Source organism: Chryseobacterium sp. KBW03, from assembly GCF_003852415.1.
GTDB classification, from domain to species: domain Bacteria; phylum Bacteroidota; class Bacteroidia; order Flavobacteriales; family Weeksellaceae; genus Chryseobacterium; species Chryseobacterium viscerum.
On the sequence record NZ_QAJO01000005.1, the window covers coordinates 223,085 to 240,983 of the forward strand.

Here is a 17,899-nt window from a genome sequence, read left to right on the forward strand (position 1 = left end):
TTTTCCTGCTAAGGAAATGTCTTTTTGCCCGATGAGATCAGTCTATCAATATCGGGCTAGTCCTGAAATCTTCAAGATTATGGAATAATCCTCTGTACTTGGTCATTCCGAACCTGAATAAACTCCACAGTAACTTGCACCCCAACTGCGCTAAGGAAGCGTTAATAAAGAGATCTTGCTGTTCAAGTGCTTCTGCAAGGGAACAGCTTGGCGTATTGTCGTCCCTTTCTGACTGCATCAGCAGTTCGCCATATTCTTGGGTCACAAATGGCAGGTTGTTCACAGGAATATATTTTTCAGATTCCGGTTGTACGATGTTACCCACTGTGGAAAGGATAACCTGCCCTGTATGTTTACTATTGCCATAGTCCATCCAATATTTGGGCGAATCCCGAACACGGTTACGCTGTTGGTTAACCGATGTGAGTATTTCGGCAACTCCAAATCTTGCCTGTACCGTATCGACACAGGTAATCGTAATTGTCGCATTTGATTGTTTGGGTAGTTTTCCAAACTTATCCTTTTCAAATTTGACTGTCTCGGCTTTCCAGTTAGAACCCGTACAACGGTTAATACGGTTAATAAGAGCCACGGACTTCGGCAATCCGACCTCACAGTCAAAAAATCGCTGTCTCCCCAAATTTGCGGATGTGACAATATCATCATCCCATAGCCTGACCTGCAGACCTGTATGTCCTAGAGTCAATAGGCTTTCATTGATTTCCATCAATCCAGTCAGTACCTTTGAGCCTGTTCCGCCTGCTCCCACCAAATTGACAGTGATCGGGTTTGTCGGGGCTAACAGGTAGTTATCTGTAAAATGCATTTTTGTTTTCTCCTGATTCATAGCAATATATTTTTAAGGGTTAACATATGGGGCATTAGTACCTCTGTTGGAAAAACCGTTCCCTGTTCTATCAGCCTTTTCCATAGTGTCACAGAATTTTCTTTGCACTGTCCACCTGTAACAAGGGCATGGCTAAAATAGCTGTGGAAAAAATAGTGTTCCCATGCTTTCATAAAATCCTCTACCGAAGTAGTATTTTTAATGTCGATTTTTATTGTTCCCAAACATACTTTTCCGTCAGCGTATATATTGAAAAAAGGGCAATGGTAAAGCTGTGACTTTAAAGTTGGTCTTCTATTGTTTTTAAGCGCAAATACCGTGAGACTGGATTTGCTAGCCTTCCACAGCATAGGCGGAACATAGGCTTTGCCGTTTGGAATCCCTAGATTTTCGACAAAAAACAGTTCTCTTTGCTGTGCTTTGGTATGCCAGATCACTGTTCCTTTTTCGGTGTTCGGGTCAAGGCTCAAAACATTGCTCGGAAGGACAGATTTAGGTTTTAAAAATGCGCTTTCTTTTTCATGTTCGAGCATTAGCGTTTTCGCCAGAATATCGGCTTCCATCACTGTCAGCGGATGGGCGTTTATAGGGTTTCCGTTATCGTCCATATCAAAATGTTCTACATATACATCAGGGTCAAGTCCCTGTGATTCATAAAGCACCAATGCACATTTGGGATAATAAAGTTTATTATCAAAATCCTGCGTAATATCTGTGTTATTGTTTTTCATCGCTCAATTGTCTATAATCGTAAATTAAATCAGTAAGGTCATGCAATAGGTCAAAGAGCCTTTCCTCAAATGCAAGGTCTTTACTTTCGTTTTTCTGTCCGTCAAAACATTGGATCAGGGCAGGTTCCTGCGTTTCACTGTATTCCTGAAACTGGTTATTGACGGATTCAAATACGGTTTCTGCGAGCCAACCTTTATTATCGGCATAGAATGAAATGTATTTTTCCATCGGAATGATCTGATCTTCCAAATATTCTTCATCCTCATCGAACATACTACTTGCATTGCGAAAAATACTGGCATCGGGATATTCACGGTAAATTGCCAGTGTTTTTTGTGCCAAGATCAAACAATTGGTGTCAAAATCATCTTTGGGATCGAAACGAGCAATCCGCTGATCGAAAAAAGTGAGGTTCTCACGGTTGTAAATTTTCTGTTCAATTTTATCTCCCACCCATTCCGCAATCTCGATTTCGCTTACACGGTTGTCTTCTTCGTCTTCGTAGGGATCATCCATTATCCAGTCTTTCAACATTTCATACTCATAATATAAATAGCTTCCCTCCTGTCTGTAATAGGGTATATCAGCAATGTGATAGAGATAGGAAAACACGGATAATAAAAGATGGGCTGTTTTTTTCCGTTTTTTGTCGTTAATCATTCTGAAAAGCGGGATAACAGGAATGTAAAAGAGTGTCGCTCCTGTATCACAGCGTTCTTCGGAAACCACATAAAATTTATCATTTTCTTTTTTGAACCGCAAACTGTGAAAGTTCAGCACGTTCTTTTTTAGTTTCCCCTTTATGTCGGAGATTGCAAGATTGATATTGTAGGGAAATTTATAATTATCGGACTTAGCAAACGGTTCGATTTTGTAGTGTTCTGCCAGTCTTGAAAGTGACCGGAAAAAGTCACTTTCAAGTTTAGCAGAGGTTTCATTTACCTGATTCATTTCTGTTTGCCTGAACTTGGGCAGAAATGTGCAGTTTAGTAAACCATTGGCAACATGGCTATCGGTACGGACTTCCTTCTGTCCCTGAAAATTTCCTGTGCGTCTTTTGGTTTTTCCATCCATCGGGCGAACTCCGCAATCCTGCGGTGCAGGTTGGTTTCTTTTTCTTTGTCGGGAATTTTTATTGTTCCCGAAATGATCTGTTTTCGCATTGTTCATTGTTTTAATTCTTTAATAATTAACCCTTCGTCCCCATCACACTTTCAAAAGTGTATACGACAGAATCATCCTTAATTACTGGCGCAGAAACCTTTGAAGTCGTCAAAATGGGATAGGTATTTGCATAAAAATTCATCACTGCATCCACGCTCCAACGTGGTTCGGGGTCGTCAAGGATTATTTTCAATCCCTTGTCCACGAGTACAAACACTCTTGCTAATTCAACGCTCAATAACATATTCTTTCAATTTTATTGTTAAACATTCACTTCTGTCAATGGCTCGTCTGTTTGGTTCTGTGGTGAGGCAAAAAGATCACCTGCAAAGTGGGACTGATACAAATTTTGCTTCTGACCTATTGTTTCGGCATGGTCGGGATATTCGGAAGCCTTTGGTAACGCAGTCCATGCTTCTTTGAATTTTCCCTCTTTTTCAAGTGCTTCGGCTTTCGCCATTGCATCGTTGTACTTTTTAATCTTCACATCTTTTTCCTTTTTCGCCTTATCCGCTTTTTCTTTCTCCATAGCGGACTGTTTTTTTGCTTCCTCCATCTGCTTCATAAAAGCTTCCATATTGGACATAAGCCCCGAAGCGGATTCAATCGGTTTTTTGATATGTGAGAAAAATTCAGCGTCCAGTTCTTCTGCCGTTCCTTTGAGATTAAGTGGGGGGATTATATTTTTTGCTTTATCTCCACATCCGTCATTCTGCACCAAAATAGAGACAACTATTTTATCTTCTGTTGCTTTGGCAATCGTAAGCGTTACTTTGCTCTGCAAGTCCATTTTTGCTATCTGTTTAAAAAAATTCGCTTCCATAATATTGTTGTTTGTGAATATTGATTTATTTATAATTGCCCGTATGGGGAAATGATTTCAGTCGGGTTATTGAGTTTAAATCTATCTATGAGAAGATTTGCGATTTCGTCCTCGGAATAACCCAATTTTTTTAATCGCTTTTTATACCTTGCGAACCGTACACCTTCCTCGTCTTTTCCTTTGAGGTCAAGTAAATGTGTTTTCCAGTTATAGATCGCATATAAAATACTTGAATAAGTCATGCAGGCATATTGCTGTGCTTTTTCAGGGTCATTGTAGCTAAAACCGACTTCTATATATTTTGAAATAATTGTCAAATATTTATGTGATCGGCTTTTTCCGAACTTTCTTTCCATCATCAAAAATTCATTGAAAAGAAAGTCCATAAATTGATTATCCTTGTCCATGTTATTTACCGTGTATAATTGTGTTTAGCATTTGAAATATTATCATCTTTGAGAAGCGGTCTATTTCCCTTTCCGTCACGGTCATAATTTATCTTGTAGCCGTTGCTCTGCACGATGCCTTCCAAAAGATTCCTTGCTCCTGTGGCATCCCAATCGTCCGTTGCCGTCATATTCAGGCAATGCAAACGTTCAAAATCCTTCACCATTCGGGCTATGATCGAAAGTGCCCGATATTCTGTTTTATCTGCTAGATTGCTCATGATATTTTTGATTTTAGTTCCAAAAGTTTGTTGTAAACGTCAGTCCAGTATTTTTGTCTTACTTTATCGTATGGTACAGGCGGAACATGGTGCATGTCCTTAAAGAGTTCCGCCTGCTGAATCGCTTTATCTAAGTCGGTCACTGTGATCTCAAGACCGTTTAAATCCGTTATTTTCATTTCAAATAAATTATAGTTCTCCCAGATTAGAATCTGCCAAAATCCATTGGATCTAAACAGATCGTTTTGAGAACACCATTAGCATAGGTTGCCATCCCATATAGACAATTGCCTATTTCTTGATAGCCCAGTACAAAATCAACTTTATAATGCTTTGCTATCCGCACCACGGCTTGTATGTTGGGTGTCCATCTCGTATCATACTCCAACATGCCGTCATGGTTATAGCTGATATCGCAGAAAAAATGATCTTCCGTACCGCCAAGAAAATCGGGCAGTTTTTCAAAATCTATCTGCTGTTCCATTTGAACGATTGTGTTAAAAAGAGCTGTTATCTGCTGGATTGCTTCGGGAGTTCCCACGAAGACAAGCGTGTTGTTACACCAATTTGCCATGATTACAAGAATTTTTTAAGATTTTCTGCTTCCTCTATATTTTCCTTTACCAATGGCATCCAGTCTTTAGCCATTGTATAAAGAATAGCATGGTAAATAATCATTGCTATCCTGTAACTATTCTGTTCTTCATCTTCATAATTCAAAGCACCACTATTTACTGCCTTAAAGAACAGTTCTTCAATCTTTTTAAGGGGCGGATTTCCTGCGATCATTTCGCTGAAATTTTCCTTTAATTCTGCCTGTGTCATTTTGTTTGTATTTACAGGTGACTTTTCACAGTCACCTGTGGTTAAACTTTAATCTTCCGTATTTTCTGTAAATTCTATGGATACTATTTCTTGTTCTCCGAACAGTAGTTCTATTGCCAGTTTCAGGCTATGGTGGGGATTTTCACACCCGACAAAGCGCACTAAGCAGTGTATCATAAAAATTGAATTGTGTCCCCAAAAAAGATGTTCGGAAAATATTTTAGGGTTTCTGTGAAGCTGAACATTGAGCCTTTCCAATAGCCTTTCAATTTCTGCGATCAGGCTGTACCAATAATTCGCTGTTATCAGGCAGTGGGGTGGCCAAGCCATTTTAATATCCTCCTGCTTTTCCCGAAAATGGGTTATCTCCTTTTGAACAAAGCTGATAAGGTCTTTTAAATCTTTGGGAAATAATCGGGCTAGTACATAAGCCCTTTCTATATTGTTCATTTCGTCCAATGGTTTCATTTTGATAAATTTTGATGTGTAAAATTCAGTTCTGCGACCTGCGGTAAGTGCTTCGGTCAATGAAAGGTTCAATTCTGTATGCAACCCTTTTATTGACAAGATTTGCGTATTCAGTAGCTTTTTTCCTTGTTCGGAAAACCGCACCGTCTACTTTCCAAGTCACTTTATAATGCCTGATTGTAGAAGGCGACCTAAATGCGTAATAGTCTATCCATTTAAGTTCCTCGTCCCTGAACACCTTGACAGGATGGATATACAGCCCTTTTCCGTCAACATTCGGGTAATAGGTAGATGCCAGTAATTTCTTCTCCCTGTCGAAGATTTCAAAGCGTACAAAATCTTTGTCGTGCAGGATGATCCTGAATAATTCATCTACATTGAAATGTGCATTCAGTAGCACATTTTCGTCGTACTTTTTATAGGTGATTACGCCAATATTCATTGCGGTAAATTTTAAATGATTGATTTCTGACCGATTTTTTTAATCCTGATTATTGCCCCTATTGGACAGCTTTCACAGGCCATTACCTGCTGAATTGCTCCCTGCTCTCCGCTGAGTGAGGTTACTTTGACCTTGAAAAAACCTGTATCATGTTTCAATGTTAATTTGAATGTTTCCAGTATCATTTTTTTAGATTTAAAGGCGACTGCTTTCACAGTCGCCTGTGGTTAATGTTTAGTTATAGAATACGTGTCCGTCCTGGCTCCAATAGCTTCCGCAGAAAAGATCCCTTGCGTAGGCTTCATAATCAAAATACTCTTTCGCAAAATCGCTGAGGTCTGAACGACCTTCTACCAGTTCCCGTGCAAAATCCTCCTCACTGTCGTAATGGGCTACATAATCATCTTTAAAATCACTGATAAGCTCGTCAATGTCACTTTTGGAAAAGTCCTTGTGATCGTTGTCGCACCAGATTAAAAATGCTTCAAGATCGTTATCGTCAAGATTTCCGAGGGCTTCCAATACTTCAAAAGTGTTTTCACATAACCATGATTCGCCTATTAAGCCTTTGGGTATATGTTCGTAATCTTGAAACATAAACTCTGGGTCTTCCTCGTCACTGTGCAACTCGGCGCATGCTTGGTAAAATTCGTTTCTATCCGAATAGTCAGACAGTTTTAGCCATTTTCCGAAAATTGACCCATCGTTATATTTAGCGTATGTTCCTACGTAAATACTAGCCTGAGTTATATCTATTTGAATTGTTGACATGATGTTAAATTTTTGAAGGTTTAAAGATTAGTTTGCACTTTCCACAAGCTGTTTTAATTTGGCTTTTACCGCCCTTGCAACCTCTCCGCGCCAAGTTGTCGCATTTGCAAGGAAATAATTAATTATGGAGCTTGCCGAATCTTCGTAATAGTTGTCGTTTACGCTACTGAGTGAGCGCATTGCATCCAAATAAGGCACAGCCCCGAAATAGACGTTTTTCCAGTCTTTTGTGACCAATAGGGCAATGTGTGCTATATTATCGGGTATCTGTACCCCTGTATTTTGGGCTGATTTTTTCATAATGAATTTTAGATTTGGGTTGTTTTAAAATGGTAGATCATCGTCATTATCTCCCGCAAATACGGGCGAAGAGTTGCCAGATTTTACGGTTTCTTTTTTTACAGATTCTCCGCCCTGTTTTGTGTCGCCACCGTGAAAAACTATTTCTGATACCTGAAAATTCAGTCCTGCCTTTAGGTTGCCTTCTTTGTCTACCCACGCTCTAGGGCTGACCCGTCCCGAAAGTTCTACAATAGTGCCTTTTGTGAGGTATGGGGCGATGTTTGGGGTTCTCCAATATGCGCAGTCAAAAAATGTGGGCTGACTGATTTTTTCGCCTTCTTTGTTTCGGAAGGTGTGCCTGATCGCTACGCCAAAATTGACGACCTCTTTGCCGTTTGAAGTTGTTCTAACTTCTGCTGTTCTTGTGATTTTTGCTGTGATGTTCATAACGTTTTGTTTTATTGTTTTACATTGCTTGTTATGTTCTTCCAGTCCTTCCGAGGCTCGGCCCCGATATTATTTTCAAAAGAAAAAAAGGAAAAAAAGAAAGCAGACAAACAGATCATACAACTGCGTAGACCAAGAGAAAAAATGATTTAATGGGGGGGCCCTTTGGGGGGAAACCGTTCATTCACTTTTTTCTCTTGGTGGGATGTGGGTCGGATGGATGAACTAACTTGGCTGCCTTTTTATCCTTTTCTTTGAAAATGATATTCATTGAATTTCTATGCATAAAAAAATCCGGATATTTAGTTGTCCGGACATCAGAGATTTGAAAGGCAGATGTTGGGAACTGTTTTGGTATCTGACTTACAATTTTCTGATCATGGGGAGCCAAAAGCTCTTTTATGGGACGGAAAGAAGCCAGGAAATAAATGTGCTTTGGTGTGCGTGATGGGAAACATACAATAATGCGTGAGCGATTGAAGTGGATAGCCCACAGCTCAGCGAGGACTTGGAACAAAAAGCGCGGTCTGAATTAGACACGCCCCAGTTAAAAAGAAGCTATACCATAATTTCAACATGCTCCTAGGAAAAATCATAAAAATTGGATCATGCTTCATTTATTGAGGAACCTGAAAATTTGTTATGAAATTGTTGGACTTTCTAATTTTCTAAGCCCTAAAATCAATTCGTAAAAAAAATTGCGAAATCGTACTTGATTTATTGTTTTCATTAACTTTTATAGATTAAAAACAAGTTATCTATTTCTTTAATTAAAGTTTATGATTATTTTTATTGTATATTTATAATACTAACCATAAAAACTAGATTATGAGAAAAATTTATTTGTATTTAGCTATTCTTATCTTCTTTTCATGTACCAGGGAGGATATTAATACGGATAAGTCAAATGATGAGAATTATGTTACCTTAAAGGAGAGCAAATCAATTGCTGACTCTTTACAGCAGTACATATTACATAGGAAAGCAAAAGCCAGTGCGGGAATTAATAAAAGCCGTAATACAGTTCTAGAGAAAGAAATAGTAGGTAGTGATGGAACGGTTGTCATGCGTATATTTAACTATACCGAAGGCGGCTTTATTATTTTAGCAGCTGACCGAAGAGCAAACCCTGTGCTCGCATATTCAGACGAAACTTCCTTTTCTTCAGATACTGTGCCACTTGCTACAGATGCATGGCTGAATGACACGAAGCTTGAAATTGATGCTATAAAAGCAAGAGGAACCCAGGGAACAAATGTTGCGAATATTCTATTGAAGAAAGCCAAATATACACAGCTATTATCCGGTAACATGGTCTCTACTATAAAAACAAAGGCAGTTGGAGGAAATGTCGCAAAACCGCCACCCCCAAAATGTGAGGATAGTGATTTTGTAAAAGGTCCACTTCTTTCAACAAATTGGGACCAAATCGGTGGCTATAATAATTATATGCCGGCGAAAAGTTGCACTCCTTATTATTGCAATGGTAAAGCTTTTACAGGTTGTGTAGGCACTGCAATGGCACAGGTCATGAGATATCATCAGTATCCAACTACATTTAATTATAGCATTATGCCCAGTAGTGTGCCAAATTATTCAGATGTTTCTGCAGGAGCAAATGAAATCTCTAAACTCATGTGGCTGGCAGCGGATGCAGTTGGTTCAGATTATAAGTGTGATGGAACTGGAGCGGCTGCAGATATAAGTGATATTTCCTCTACTTTTAAAAGTATTGGGTATTCCACTTCTGCAACTTCGGGTGATTTTAATTCTGCGACAGTTTTGAGTGAAATAACAAGTAACAGGCCCGCTATATTATCAGGTTACAGTACCAAAAGCGGATCACTTTTTCCTACATACAGCGGCGGACATGTATGGGTAGTAGACGGAGCACACCACCTCATAACATGTCCTGAAACTTTGCCTGATGGTTCAACAGTTGGCGGAGGGGGTTATCTGTGGTTCCACATGAATTGGGGATGGGGGGGGTCGCATAACGGCTGGTTCGGTTATGCCGATGCAAATTCAGGTAATGGTAATTACCAATATAAACGACAAATGGTTTATAATATTCATAAATAAGATCAATATGAACAAGTTATTGTTAATAATCGTAAGTGTTCTTTCTTTCTTTGGATGTAAGAAAGAGGAAGCTAAGCAAACAAACCTATATGACAAGGTTCAGCTAAATTTAGTAGATGAGAATGGTGTAAATGTCCTTAATTCAAAGTTGACAATAGCTGATCTGGATCTATATTACGTCACAAGTACTGGTGATAAAGTCCTTCAAAATCATGAAAACCTGGATTTTCCAAAGAATATGAATATTGTAAATGATGGGCAGGCGAAGATGTTGATTGTGTTTGCAAATGTAGAAGCACAAAATAATGAGTATGCTGAAAGCATATTAAAAGTTAAAGGTTATGATGATATAACAATTAAGGTTAAGGTTCAAAAAAATGGCGGTAGCCTTGGATATTCCGACTTATTTTTAAATGGAAAAAACATACCTGTAGATTTAAGATCTAAACCTATTAAGTTACAGCTGGAAAAATAGTCGCATTAAGATATACAAAGACCACAAATCAGTGGTCTTTGTGATTTACCGCTTTACAGATTAAAAAAACGTTACTTCTCCCATATTAGGACTGATAACTGAATGCTTATAGCAACAATGTTCATTTGGTCTATTAAAATTCAGGAAACATCCCTCCTTTCTCAATTTCACTTCTACGTTGCTGCTTCCATTTAAATCCTTAATAAAGAAGTTTATAACATTCGTAAAATTAAACCATTAAAGCCATGATCAACCACAATATATATTTGTTGGTCAGATGCACATGGTTCCGGACAAGATTTATAAATTTTTAATCAAGGAACCATCTTATTATTATAGAAATACAGACGCCATTAAAATTAAAATCAACAAAGCACACAATTGCATATTTAATAAGCATCCAACTTATTATAGAAACATATAATAAGACATAAAAGTCCTTAAAAAAAGTGTTTTCATATTTAGTAGGAAATTCAAATTATATCTAATATTTTTAGTATTTTTAAGAAAAACTATTAACCTTTATGGCAAAGAAAAAACTCAGAATTGAAACTGAAAATTTTATAATTGAAGATCGGCCACCTATCAAACAAGATGAGAAATTTAAACTATATGTTAGGTCTGGAGGCAGATGTGCAATGTGCAACAGGTATTTAATTGATCTTCAAACTGGCATCAACCTTGGAGAAATGGCTCATATCGTTGGTTGGACGAATAAAAAAGGATCACCAAGAGGCTTGTCATCCATGCCGCAGGAAGAACGGAACTTTGAAACTAACTTGATTCTTCTATGTCCTGAACACCATAAAAAAATCGATGATGCCAAAATGATAAATGATTATACGGTTGAAAGACTAATTGCAACAAAAAAGGAACATGAAAGTAGAATTCACCATCTTACAAATTTGCCCAAAGATTCAGACACTGTAGTTTTAAGAATGCTTGGAAATATACGGGGAACTGCTGTTGAATTGTCACAAAGGCATGCTTTGGATGTTGTCTTCAAGGAAGAAAATCGTGCTGCTGTGTTTATAGATAGCTTTGATAAACAAAGCATTGAAATTGACCTTACCAAACTTCCTGAGCCAGAAGAAGATTGGGACGGATATTGGAGTCTCGGACAAAAAACAATAGATCGAGAACTTAGCAAGTTTGAAGAAGGAATCCGTTCAGGATCAATAAGGCATCTTTCAGTTTTTGCTATAGCTAGAATTCCACTTTTAGTTTATTTGGGATATAAACTGGGCGACAAAATCCCGATGTCTTTGTATCAAAAACACAGAGGTGAAGAAGAAACATGGGGCTGGATTGATCAGGATGAAAATATTGATTTTGAAATAAGTAAAATTCAAGAAGTTGATTCAGACGATGTGATATTGATTTTAAGCATAAGTGGTAGTGTTGACAATGCAAGGTTGCCGCAAACTTTGGTAGATAAATCGAATATTTATGTCATCAAACCCTCTTCTGTAATCCCAAATCGGAATATTTTTAATTCAAAAAAGACGTATCAAAATTTTGTCAGGAGATATCATGAATTTCTGAGTCAATTGGAAGTAGACCATAAAGGCTGTGATTCAATCCATGTCTTTCCAGCTATACCTATTCTAGCAGCAGTTGCATGCGGAAGGGGAATTATGAGAAATGTTCACCCTTCTTTACTTATTTACGATTTTACCGGAAAGGACTATTTACCAACCCTAACTGTCAATATTCATGAAACTAATTAAATACTTTAAAAACTTTCTAGAGCAAGAGGTAAATTTAAACCCGACCAGGATCAAAAATTTGGATGAACGAACAGAAGCAATCACAAATTTTCTTGAAAACAGCACATTATTTCAGGATAATTTCATTGATGTAATACCGCAAGGTTCATATGCCCATAAGACTATTATTAAGCCAGTAAATTCTTATGATGAATATGATGCAGACGTTTTATTATTTGTGGAGGAATTTGAGGATTGGAAGCCATGTGAATACGTAGAAAATTTATATTCTTTATTCCGAGATAGCGCAATTTACAGAAATAAAGTTAGCAGAAAATCGAGGTGTGTTACTATTACCTATGCGAATGATTTTCACATGGATGTTGTACCTTTTGTTGAAAGAAATGATAAAAAATGGGTAACGAACCGACATGAGGATAGGTTTGAAGTAACTGACCCTGAAAAATTTACCGAATGGCTAGATGAAAGAGGAAGAATCACGAAACACCACTTTGTCAAGGTTGTAAGAATCATAAAATATTTGAGGGATTACAAAAAGACTTTTTCTGTGAAATCAATTATTCTCAACACTTTGTTAGGGATGCAGGTTGATGATGTAGCACTAATGGAAGATCCTAAATGTTATGATGATGTCCCTACTACTTTATATACTGTAATGAAGAAGCTGAAAAATTATGTTTCATCTCATTATTATATGCCAACCATTGATGATCCTGGGGAAACAGGGGAAAACTTTGGAGACAGGTGGGATCAGGACGGTTGGGCAATTTTCAGAAATAAGATGATGTATTATGCTGATAAAATAATAGATGCATACGAAGATCCAGATTTAAATTCCAGCTTGGCAAAATGGAAGGCAATTTTCGGTGAAGGGTTTAAAAAGGCTGAAACTGAAAGTTCAAATGTTAAGCAAATGACGGACAACAGTTATGTGGAATTCACAGATACAGAGCAAACGCTTGCTGACAAAAATATTGCTTTGGAGATTAACCCTGCTTATAAAGTTAAATTAACTGGCAGAGTAACAAAGAAGAATGGCTTTCGTACGTTTACTCTTGCAGAAAGAGGCGGTCGAGTAGAGAAAAAAAGATCAGTTGTATTCTCCGTTAGATGCAACGTACCGGAACCATATGATATTTATTGGAAAGTACTGAACCGCGGAGATGATGCATTAAAAAATGACTGTATACGTGGTCAGATCGAGAAGGGTTTTGATACGAGAACGGAGCCAACCAGCTTCTGGGGAAACCATTATGTCGAATGTTATATTGTAAAAAATGGAATTTGCGTTGCAAAAGATAGGCAATCAGTTTTTGTAATTTAAGGTTTTAAATGTGTAAGTATTAAGTTCATAAAAGATCCTTTTAATGGCATATAAATATTCAGATCTAGAAAGAATAAAATGGTTGAAAAACTTAAACCCTAATTTTAATGAGCAGGACTGGTATGGTGAAGTAGTAGTCCATTTCAGTCATATCCGTCATTTACAGTTCTTTAGACAAACTGGGACGTTTAAAGAAAAAATAGATCCTGCGAAAATTTGCGGAATTGATTATTCTTATGGGTACAATTGCATCATGTACAAACCTAAAGATTGGCGTTATCATTGGCTGCAATTTTTTACTGATCTTCGAAGGCTAGATCGTGTCATAGATAATTTCCCAACTAAAGTGAAAGTAATTCATCATATACATTTAGCGGAAGAAGCAAAAACAGTTGTCCAGTATGGAAATCATTATTTTACAATTGGGGGTCAGCATCGTTTATGTCTTGCTAAATTTCTGGAAGTACCAGTAGTAGAAGTTGACGTTATCAAATATGAATTGGACAGAAATCTCTTCAGCAGAGAAATGCGGTTTAGGAAAATAATTCCTGAACTTAAACAAGCGGGTTTCTTATCCGAAGATTATGAGGGAGATCACACGCATGATTTTTTTATTTTGGAATTTGCTGAAGACAATGTTGTTATCAAAAAAAAATATGCTAAGTATGTATTGGAAAGATATGCTACTTTAAAAAAAATGCCCTTAAAAGGTTTTTTGAACTACCTTAAATTTACAAACACTCAATATTATGAACGAACCAGAGTTAATGAAGATACTCAACTTTATCTCTTGGATACTTATTTATTAAAACACATCAAAATGCAGAAAAAAGTACATTATGAGAATCCATAAGGCCAAATGTAAGAAATGAAAAAGGGTAGAAATTTATTTCTGCCCTTTAATATTTATAAATTTTAAGAAGAATGGCTGTTTTTAAGACCACGGATTGGGAAGACCAGTAAGATAAAACTTAACATTAACTGGTCCACAAGGAAGACCCAGTTTTACTTCTAAAATACCTGTGGGATCACCTGTTGTATACACTAACATAGCATTAGAATAAGGAAAAACAGTAAGCGTTGGAGGTGCTGAAATAACCTCCACTGATGTTACCCCGTTGTTACTGTCTGACCAACCCTGGTTATCAAAATAAAGTGTCGCGGTATTAGGAGGATTAAGTGTTGTTTTCCCGACTGAGGGGGCATATCCAAATAGGATTGTTATTGGGGGCACACCACTAGGATAATTTTTTAGTATACCAAGTGTTCTATTTGGGTTGTTTCCGTCTGCCCAGTATCGTGTCAGTACATCTGCAGGATTTGAGGATACCGCCCAAACTTCTTGGGGATACGAACCTGCAACTACAACTTTCTGTCGAGGTTCTGTGCAAGTATTAGATAAGTTAGCTGTTAAAACTGTACGTCCTGCCTGACCACTTGGGTTTGTTACCAATCCTGCCGCATTGACTGGAAGATTTGGATTATTAGAGTTCCAAGAGGTCACAGTTGTTCCAGCTGGTAGGTTCGCAACATTATATTGCGATTGTGAACCACAAAAGGGGGTGGAACCTTGAATACTGTAATACGAAGCAAAAAAGTTAGCTACATTTATTACACCATAACCATATTCCAATGTTCTATCGGTAGGTTTAACACCAGTAGCAACATGAGTTTTGTCACAATTAAAATCTATTGCATCGCGCAACTGAACACGGGTCATTGAAGGTACAGCTGATAATATCAGTGCTGCACAACCTGCTGCCACTGGAGTAGCTGCGGAAGTACCTGAAAAATACCAATAACTACCATCGTAAATAGTTGTAAAAATACTTTCACCAGGTGCTAAGAACTCAACATATCCGTCATAATTCGAGAAGGTTGATAAGACGCCATTGCTATCTGATGATCCTACAGCGAAAACATTGGCGTGACGGGCGGGGTAATGAATAGGCGAAAGCCCTCCGTCATTGCCCGTGGCTCCGAGCATAATACCACCTTTTCCACCTCTGCCATTTATTGTAAAATTGTTAATTTTAGTATCAAGAGAACTAGACGGATTTCCTAATCCTATTGAAGCACTTATAATGTCGATGCCATTATTAAAAGCATAATCCATTCCACCGACAACCCATGAATCAAGGGAAGAAAAGGTAGGATTATTAGGATTACTTGTGGGATTATAGCCTACCCGGATCTGGTAAAGGCGTGATTTGAAAGCAACACCTGCAACCCCGATATTATTATCACCCACTGCGAGGGCACATCCAGCACAGGGTGTTCCATGTCCATCGGCTCCTAGTGGTCTACCTGTGGGGTCGTAGCTACCTGCATGATTTGCCTGAAGATCGGGATGGGAAGTGTTGATTCCTACATCCATTATACCTATTTTAATATTCTCTCCCTTTTTCCAGCACCAGGCGCTGTTTGCTCCTATACTTGGAATATGCCATTCCAACGAAAGATTAGGATCATTGGGCGTATAAACTAGCGTATTAATTGAGCGGAAGAAGTTAGGTTCTGCAAATGCAAAATATCCACTTTCAAAGAAAATGTTAGCTATATCCATTGGGTCGAGGTTCCCTTTTAAATCCAAGGTCAATAGATATATATCATCTCCCATTGCCTCTGTTTTACTTACCCCATATTCTTCGTAAAGCTTTGAAACATTTTCCAGCTGAAATCTTCTTTCTATCTGTACCAAGATCTGAGGTGTTAACCCCATTTTCGTGTTGGCTTCCCCAATAAATACCTGACTTATATTTTCTATTTCAGGTTGATCAAAATCATTAGAGAAATTGTAGATAAAAGCTGCTTCTCTATCCAATGTAACCCAGACATATTTATCTTTTGACAGATTTTCAGCATCTAGATTTTTAAATACAGAAGAGTCTTTGGCAAATGCATTTAACAATTGGATCTGTTGCTCAGGTTCCTTCTCCTCTTTAAAGGTAATAAGTAAAAGGTTTGGGTCAACATCCATATAAACCCTTTTTCCATTATAATAATAGTACCTGCGCGTCTCGTTTAATAGTTCTGATAAATTTCTCATAATAATATTGATTTATTTGGTTAAAAAATTATTTCATAAGCTGGACTTTGCCTTTATCGTAATTCAATTTAACATCATTAAGTAGCACTTCACCTACAATCGGATTGGAACATGGGCCATCGGAATTTTTCATTTTCACCACCAATTTATCTGCTGGTGTCTCACCGATATGCATCATGAGTGTATCCGCCAAAAGTTTATTATCGGGTGAGATTTTAAAAGATCTTTCAGTTCCGGTTCCTTCAACGGAAGGCCGAATAGTATCTTTTTTAGCTGTGTCTTTTACCTTAAAAAAATAGATATCCTTTATTTGGTAAGTGGGCGCAGTAGAGAAAAATAGATCTTTGCCCGATTGAGCACCTATGACATTAAAATCAAGGTAAACTGGCGTAATCTGAAAGGTACAACCTATTTTCTCGTCATTACTTTTTGAGCATCCCAGAAAAAAAGAAGATGCAATAATTAACGTTGACATTGTTTTGAATAATTTCATGGCTATAAATTAATAAATGAGTAACAATTTTGTCCATACCTGCTAACTGACAGGAATGACCTGGTTTATAATTATTTTTAAAGGTAACGGTTGAAGACCGGGAAATGCTACAGCTCTATTTCAATCAATGATGAATTATATGATTAAATTACGAATATTAGATTGAAAAAGAAAATTAAATACCTGTAAAGAAAATAATATATTCTAAGAAGTGTTACATTTCCGTTAATACATCGGGATGATTACTTAATCTTCCTAGTGGCGAAGATGTGATTCTGGTCCTAATTTGCTGACTTGACTATGGCATTTAATAATCCTATTATGTAAATAGTTAAAATTGATTTAGAATTGTGGCGATAAACCTTCTACAATTTTCCAATCATCAGCAGTTTTATCGTATCTCAAACGCCATATTTTCTCTGGGACTTTGATGCCGTCACCTGTTGAGTATTCACCCAACCTTATAATTACTTCATTTGAAAATATCTCATCAATTGCAGCATATGCTTTTTCACCACCTTCAAATTCAGCGATTGCAGGAATCGACCTTTGATCCGGATCTGGATTGAATAAAAATTTAGCTGAACATCCGACATAGACCTTACTATGCTGAAAAATTATTCCATTCATATCTCTAGTATTAAAGAATTTAACAATTCGATAAAAACCTAACAACCGTTGGTATGCACATAAAAACCACAAACAGCATGGAAAGTATATAACGTATGGCTTTTCCTTTTGTTTTATCATTTCCGATAAAATACAGACTAGTAGGTTTTGGAAAAAAAAGATGACAGCTAATGTAGTACCTAGAGGAAAGTTTCAAACGTTTTGATATTTGTACTGCTAACAGACCGATTTTATTCTAAGATGTTTATTAGACCCATAAATATTATTAGTATGATCACTGATGAGAATTTATTGCTGCAAAATGGAGCATTTTATGAGCAATATCCTGCGAAAGCGATTATTTTTCAAAGTGGAAATATGCGTAATTACAAGAGGTCATCTATCATCGGAAAAGATCAGCCGATATATCTGTTGATCATTTACTGTATGTTCAGATACAGCAATTTTTACACATTCTGATATAATTTCAATTATTATATTTTCAAAAATATTACCCATGTAATTATTTGTCAATGATTTACCACGATTAAAGTTAATCATTTTTAATTTTTGAAAGGTAAAAAAAGAAACCACCTTTCGGTGGTTCCCAAAAACATTCACATCAACATATATTACGAGAATTTCAGATCTATTTTGAAATACCCGACT

25 protein-coding genes are annotated in these 17,899 nt (G+C 37.2%); 6 read left to right on the forward strand and 19 right to left on the reverse strand.

Annotated elements, in window-relative coordinates; all coding sequences use genetic code 11:
* Positions 1–37: 37 nt before the first annotated feature.
* From DBR39_RS12505 to DBR39_RS12575, 16 genes are read right to left on the reverse strand one after another with little or no spacing between them, the layout of a single operon-like run.
* Positions 38–847: a PRTRC system ThiF family protein gene (locus tag DBR39_RS12505; protein WP_124533556.1), complete on the reverse strand. Its 810-nt coding sequence runs from the start codon at positions 845–847 to the stop codon at positions 38–40.
* Positions 844–1,578, reverse strand: coding sequence for a PRTRC system protein B (locus tag DBR39_RS12510; RefSeq protein WP_124533558.1), 735 nt, complete (start codon positions 1,576–1,578; stop codon positions 844–846). Before DBR39_RS12510 ends, DBR39_RS12505 begins: the two co-directional genes overlap by 4 nt.
* The gene (locus DBR39_RS12515; protein ID WP_124533560.1) at positions 1,565–2,749 is read right to left on the reverse strand and encodes a hypothetical protein; all 1,185 of its coding nucleotides are present in this window, start codon (positions 2,747–2,749) and stop codon (positions 1,565–1,567) included. The genes DBR39_RS12510 and DBR39_RS12515 overlap by 14 nt, the downstream gene beginning before the upstream one ends.
* Before the next feature lie 19 nt (positions 2,750–2,768).
* Positions 2,769–2,987: a PRTRC system protein C gene (locus DBR39_RS12520; protein ID WP_124533562.1), complete on the reverse strand. Its 219-nt coding sequence runs from the start codon at positions 2,985–2,987 to the stop codon at positions 2,769–2,771.
* An 18-nt stretch (positions 2,988–3,005) separates the two neighbouring features.
* The gene (locus DBR39_RS12525; protein WP_124533564.1) at positions 3,006–3,566 is read right to left on the reverse strand and encodes a PRTRC system protein E; all 561 of its coding nucleotides are present in this window, start codon (positions 3,564–3,566) and stop codon (positions 3,006–3,008) included.
* A gap of 29 nt (positions 3,567–3,595) precedes the next feature.
* Entirely contained in the window at positions 3,596–3,973 is a 378-nt protein-coding gene (locus tag DBR39_RS12530) for a hypothetical protein (RefSeq protein WP_124533566.1), read from the reverse strand.
* Between the two features lie 5 nt (positions 3,974–3,978).
* Positions 3,979–4,233: a hypothetical protein gene (locus tag DBR39_RS12535; protein ID WP_124533568.1), complete on the reverse strand. Its 255-nt coding sequence runs from the start codon at positions 4,231–4,233 to the stop codon at positions 3,979–3,981.
* On the reverse strand, positions 4,230–4,412 hold the full coding sequence (locus tag DBR39_RS12540; RefSeq protein WP_048506363.1) for a hypothetical protein: 183 nt from the start codon (positions 4,410–4,412) through the stop codon (positions 4,230–4,232). Before DBR39_RS12540 ends, DBR39_RS12535 begins: the two co-directional genes overlap by 4 nt.
* Positions 4,413–4,438: 26 nt before the next feature.
* Complete coding sequence (locus DBR39_RS12545; RefSeq protein ID WP_124533570.1) at positions 4,439–4,807, reverse strand: hypothetical protein; 369 nt, start codon at positions 4,805–4,807, stop codon at positions 4,439–4,441.
* A gap of 2 nt (positions 4,808–4,809) precedes the next feature.
* A complete protein-coding gene (locus DBR39_RS12550) occupies positions 4,810–5,058 on the reverse strand; it encodes a hypothetical protein (protein ID WP_124533572.1) in 249 nt (82 codons plus the stop codon).
* A gap of 48 nt (positions 5,059–5,106) precedes the next feature.
* Positions 5,107–5,526, reverse strand: a complete 420-nt coding sequence (locus tag DBR39_RS12555) for a hypothetical protein (RefSeq protein ID WP_124533574.1) — start codon at positions 5,524–5,526, stop codon at positions 5,107–5,109.
* 25 nt (positions 5,527–5,551) lie between these two features.
* A complete protein-coding gene (locus tag DBR39_RS12560) occupies positions 5,552–5,968 on the reverse strand; it encodes a hypothetical protein (RefSeq protein ID WP_048506367.1) in 417 nt (138 codons plus the stop codon).
* A gap of 11 nt (positions 5,969–5,979) precedes the next feature.
* Positions 5,980–6,153 (reverse strand): hypothetical protein, encoded by a 174-nt coding sequence (locus DBR39_RS24255; protein ID WP_185147179.1) that lies wholly within the window; start codon positions 6,151–6,153, stop codon positions 5,980–5,982.
* A gap of 49 nt (positions 6,154–6,202) precedes the next feature.
* Positions 6,203–6,739 carry an antirestriction protein ArdA gene (locus DBR39_RS12565; protein WP_124533576.1) on the reverse strand — a complete coding sequence of 179 codons (537 nt, stop codon included), beginning with the start codon at positions 6,737–6,739 and terminating at the stop codon, positions 6,203–6,205.
* 27 nt (positions 6,740–6,766) lie between these two features.
* Positions 6,767–7,039, reverse strand: a complete 273-nt coding sequence (locus DBR39_RS12570; protein WP_124533578.1) for a hypothetical protein — start codon at positions 7,037–7,039, stop codon at positions 6,767–6,769.
* A gap of 24 nt (positions 7,040–7,063) precedes the next feature.
* Positions 7,064–7,468: a single-stranded DNA-binding protein gene (locus tag DBR39_RS12575; protein WP_124533580.1), complete on the reverse strand. Its 405-nt coding sequence runs from the start codon at positions 7,466–7,468 to the stop codon at positions 7,064–7,066.
* A gap of 828 nt (positions 7,469–8,296) precedes the next feature.
* Between DBR39_RS12575 and DBR39_RS12580 the strand changes: the two genes are divergently transcribed.
* The 5 genes from DBR39_RS12580 (at position 8,297) to DBR39_RS12600 (ending at position 13,932) form a co-directional block, all read left to right on the forward strand.
* Entirely contained in the window at positions 8,297–9,550 is a 1,254-nt protein-coding gene (locus tag DBR39_RS12580) for a C10 family peptidase (protein WP_124533582.1), read from the forward strand.
* A 7-nt stretch (positions 9,551–9,557) separates the two neighbouring features.
* Positions 9,558–10,025: a hypothetical protein gene (locus DBR39_RS12585; RefSeq protein WP_124533584.1), complete on the forward strand. Its 468-nt coding sequence runs from the start codon at positions 9,558–9,560 to the stop codon at positions 10,023–10,025.
* Between the two features lie 524 nt (positions 10,026–10,549).
* Positions 10,550–11,755: an SAVED domain-containing protein gene (locus DBR39_RS12590; RefSeq protein ID WP_124533586.1), complete on the forward strand. Its 1,206-nt coding sequence runs from the start codon at positions 10,550–10,552 to the stop codon at positions 11,753–11,755.
* Positions 11,742–13,079: an SMODS domain-containing nucleotidyltransferase gene (locus DBR39_RS12595; RefSeq protein ID WP_124533588.1), complete on the forward strand. Its 1,338-nt coding sequence runs from the start codon at positions 11,742–11,744 to the stop codon at positions 13,077–13,079. Before DBR39_RS12590 ends, DBR39_RS12595 begins: the two co-directional genes overlap by 14 nt.
* 43 nt (positions 13,080–13,122) lie before the next feature.
* Positions 13,123–13,932 carry a hypothetical protein gene (locus tag DBR39_RS12600; RefSeq protein ID WP_124533590.1) on the forward strand — a complete coding sequence of 270 codons (810 nt, stop codon included), beginning with the start codon at positions 13,123–13,125 and terminating at the stop codon, positions 13,930–13,932.
* 81 nt (positions 13,933–14,013) lie between these two features.
* On the opposite strand, the gene DBR39_RS12605 is transcribed toward DBR39_RS12600, so the two are convergent.
* The 3 genes from DBR39_RS12605 to DBR39_RS12615 all read right to left on the reverse strand — a co-directional run bounded on the left by DBR39_RS12605 (position 14,014) and on the right by DBR39_RS12615 (position 17,251).
* A complete protein-coding gene (locus DBR39_RS12605; protein WP_124533592.1) occupies positions 14,014–16,128 on the reverse strand; it encodes a S8 family peptidase in 2,115 nt (704 codons plus the stop codon).
* A gap of 28 nt (positions 16,129–16,156) precedes the next feature.
* Complete coding sequence (locus DBR39_RS12610) at positions 16,157–16,603, reverse strand: hypothetical protein (protein ID WP_228447829.1); 447 nt, start codon at positions 16,601–16,603, stop codon at positions 16,157–16,159.
* A 360-nt stretch (positions 16,604–16,963) separates the two neighbouring features.
* Entirely contained in the window at positions 16,964–17,251 is a 288-nt protein-coding gene (locus DBR39_RS12615; protein WP_124533596.1) for a hypothetical protein, read from the reverse strand.
* A gap of 270 nt (positions 17,252–17,521) precedes the next feature.
* On the opposite strand from DBR39_RS12615, the gene DBR39_RS12620 reads away from it, so the two are divergent.
* Positions 17,522–17,710: a hypothetical protein gene (locus DBR39_RS12620; protein WP_124533598.1), complete on the forward strand. Its 189-nt coding sequence runs from the start codon at positions 17,522–17,524 to the stop codon at positions 17,708–17,710.
* Positions 17,711–17,899 lie beyond the last annotated feature (189 nt).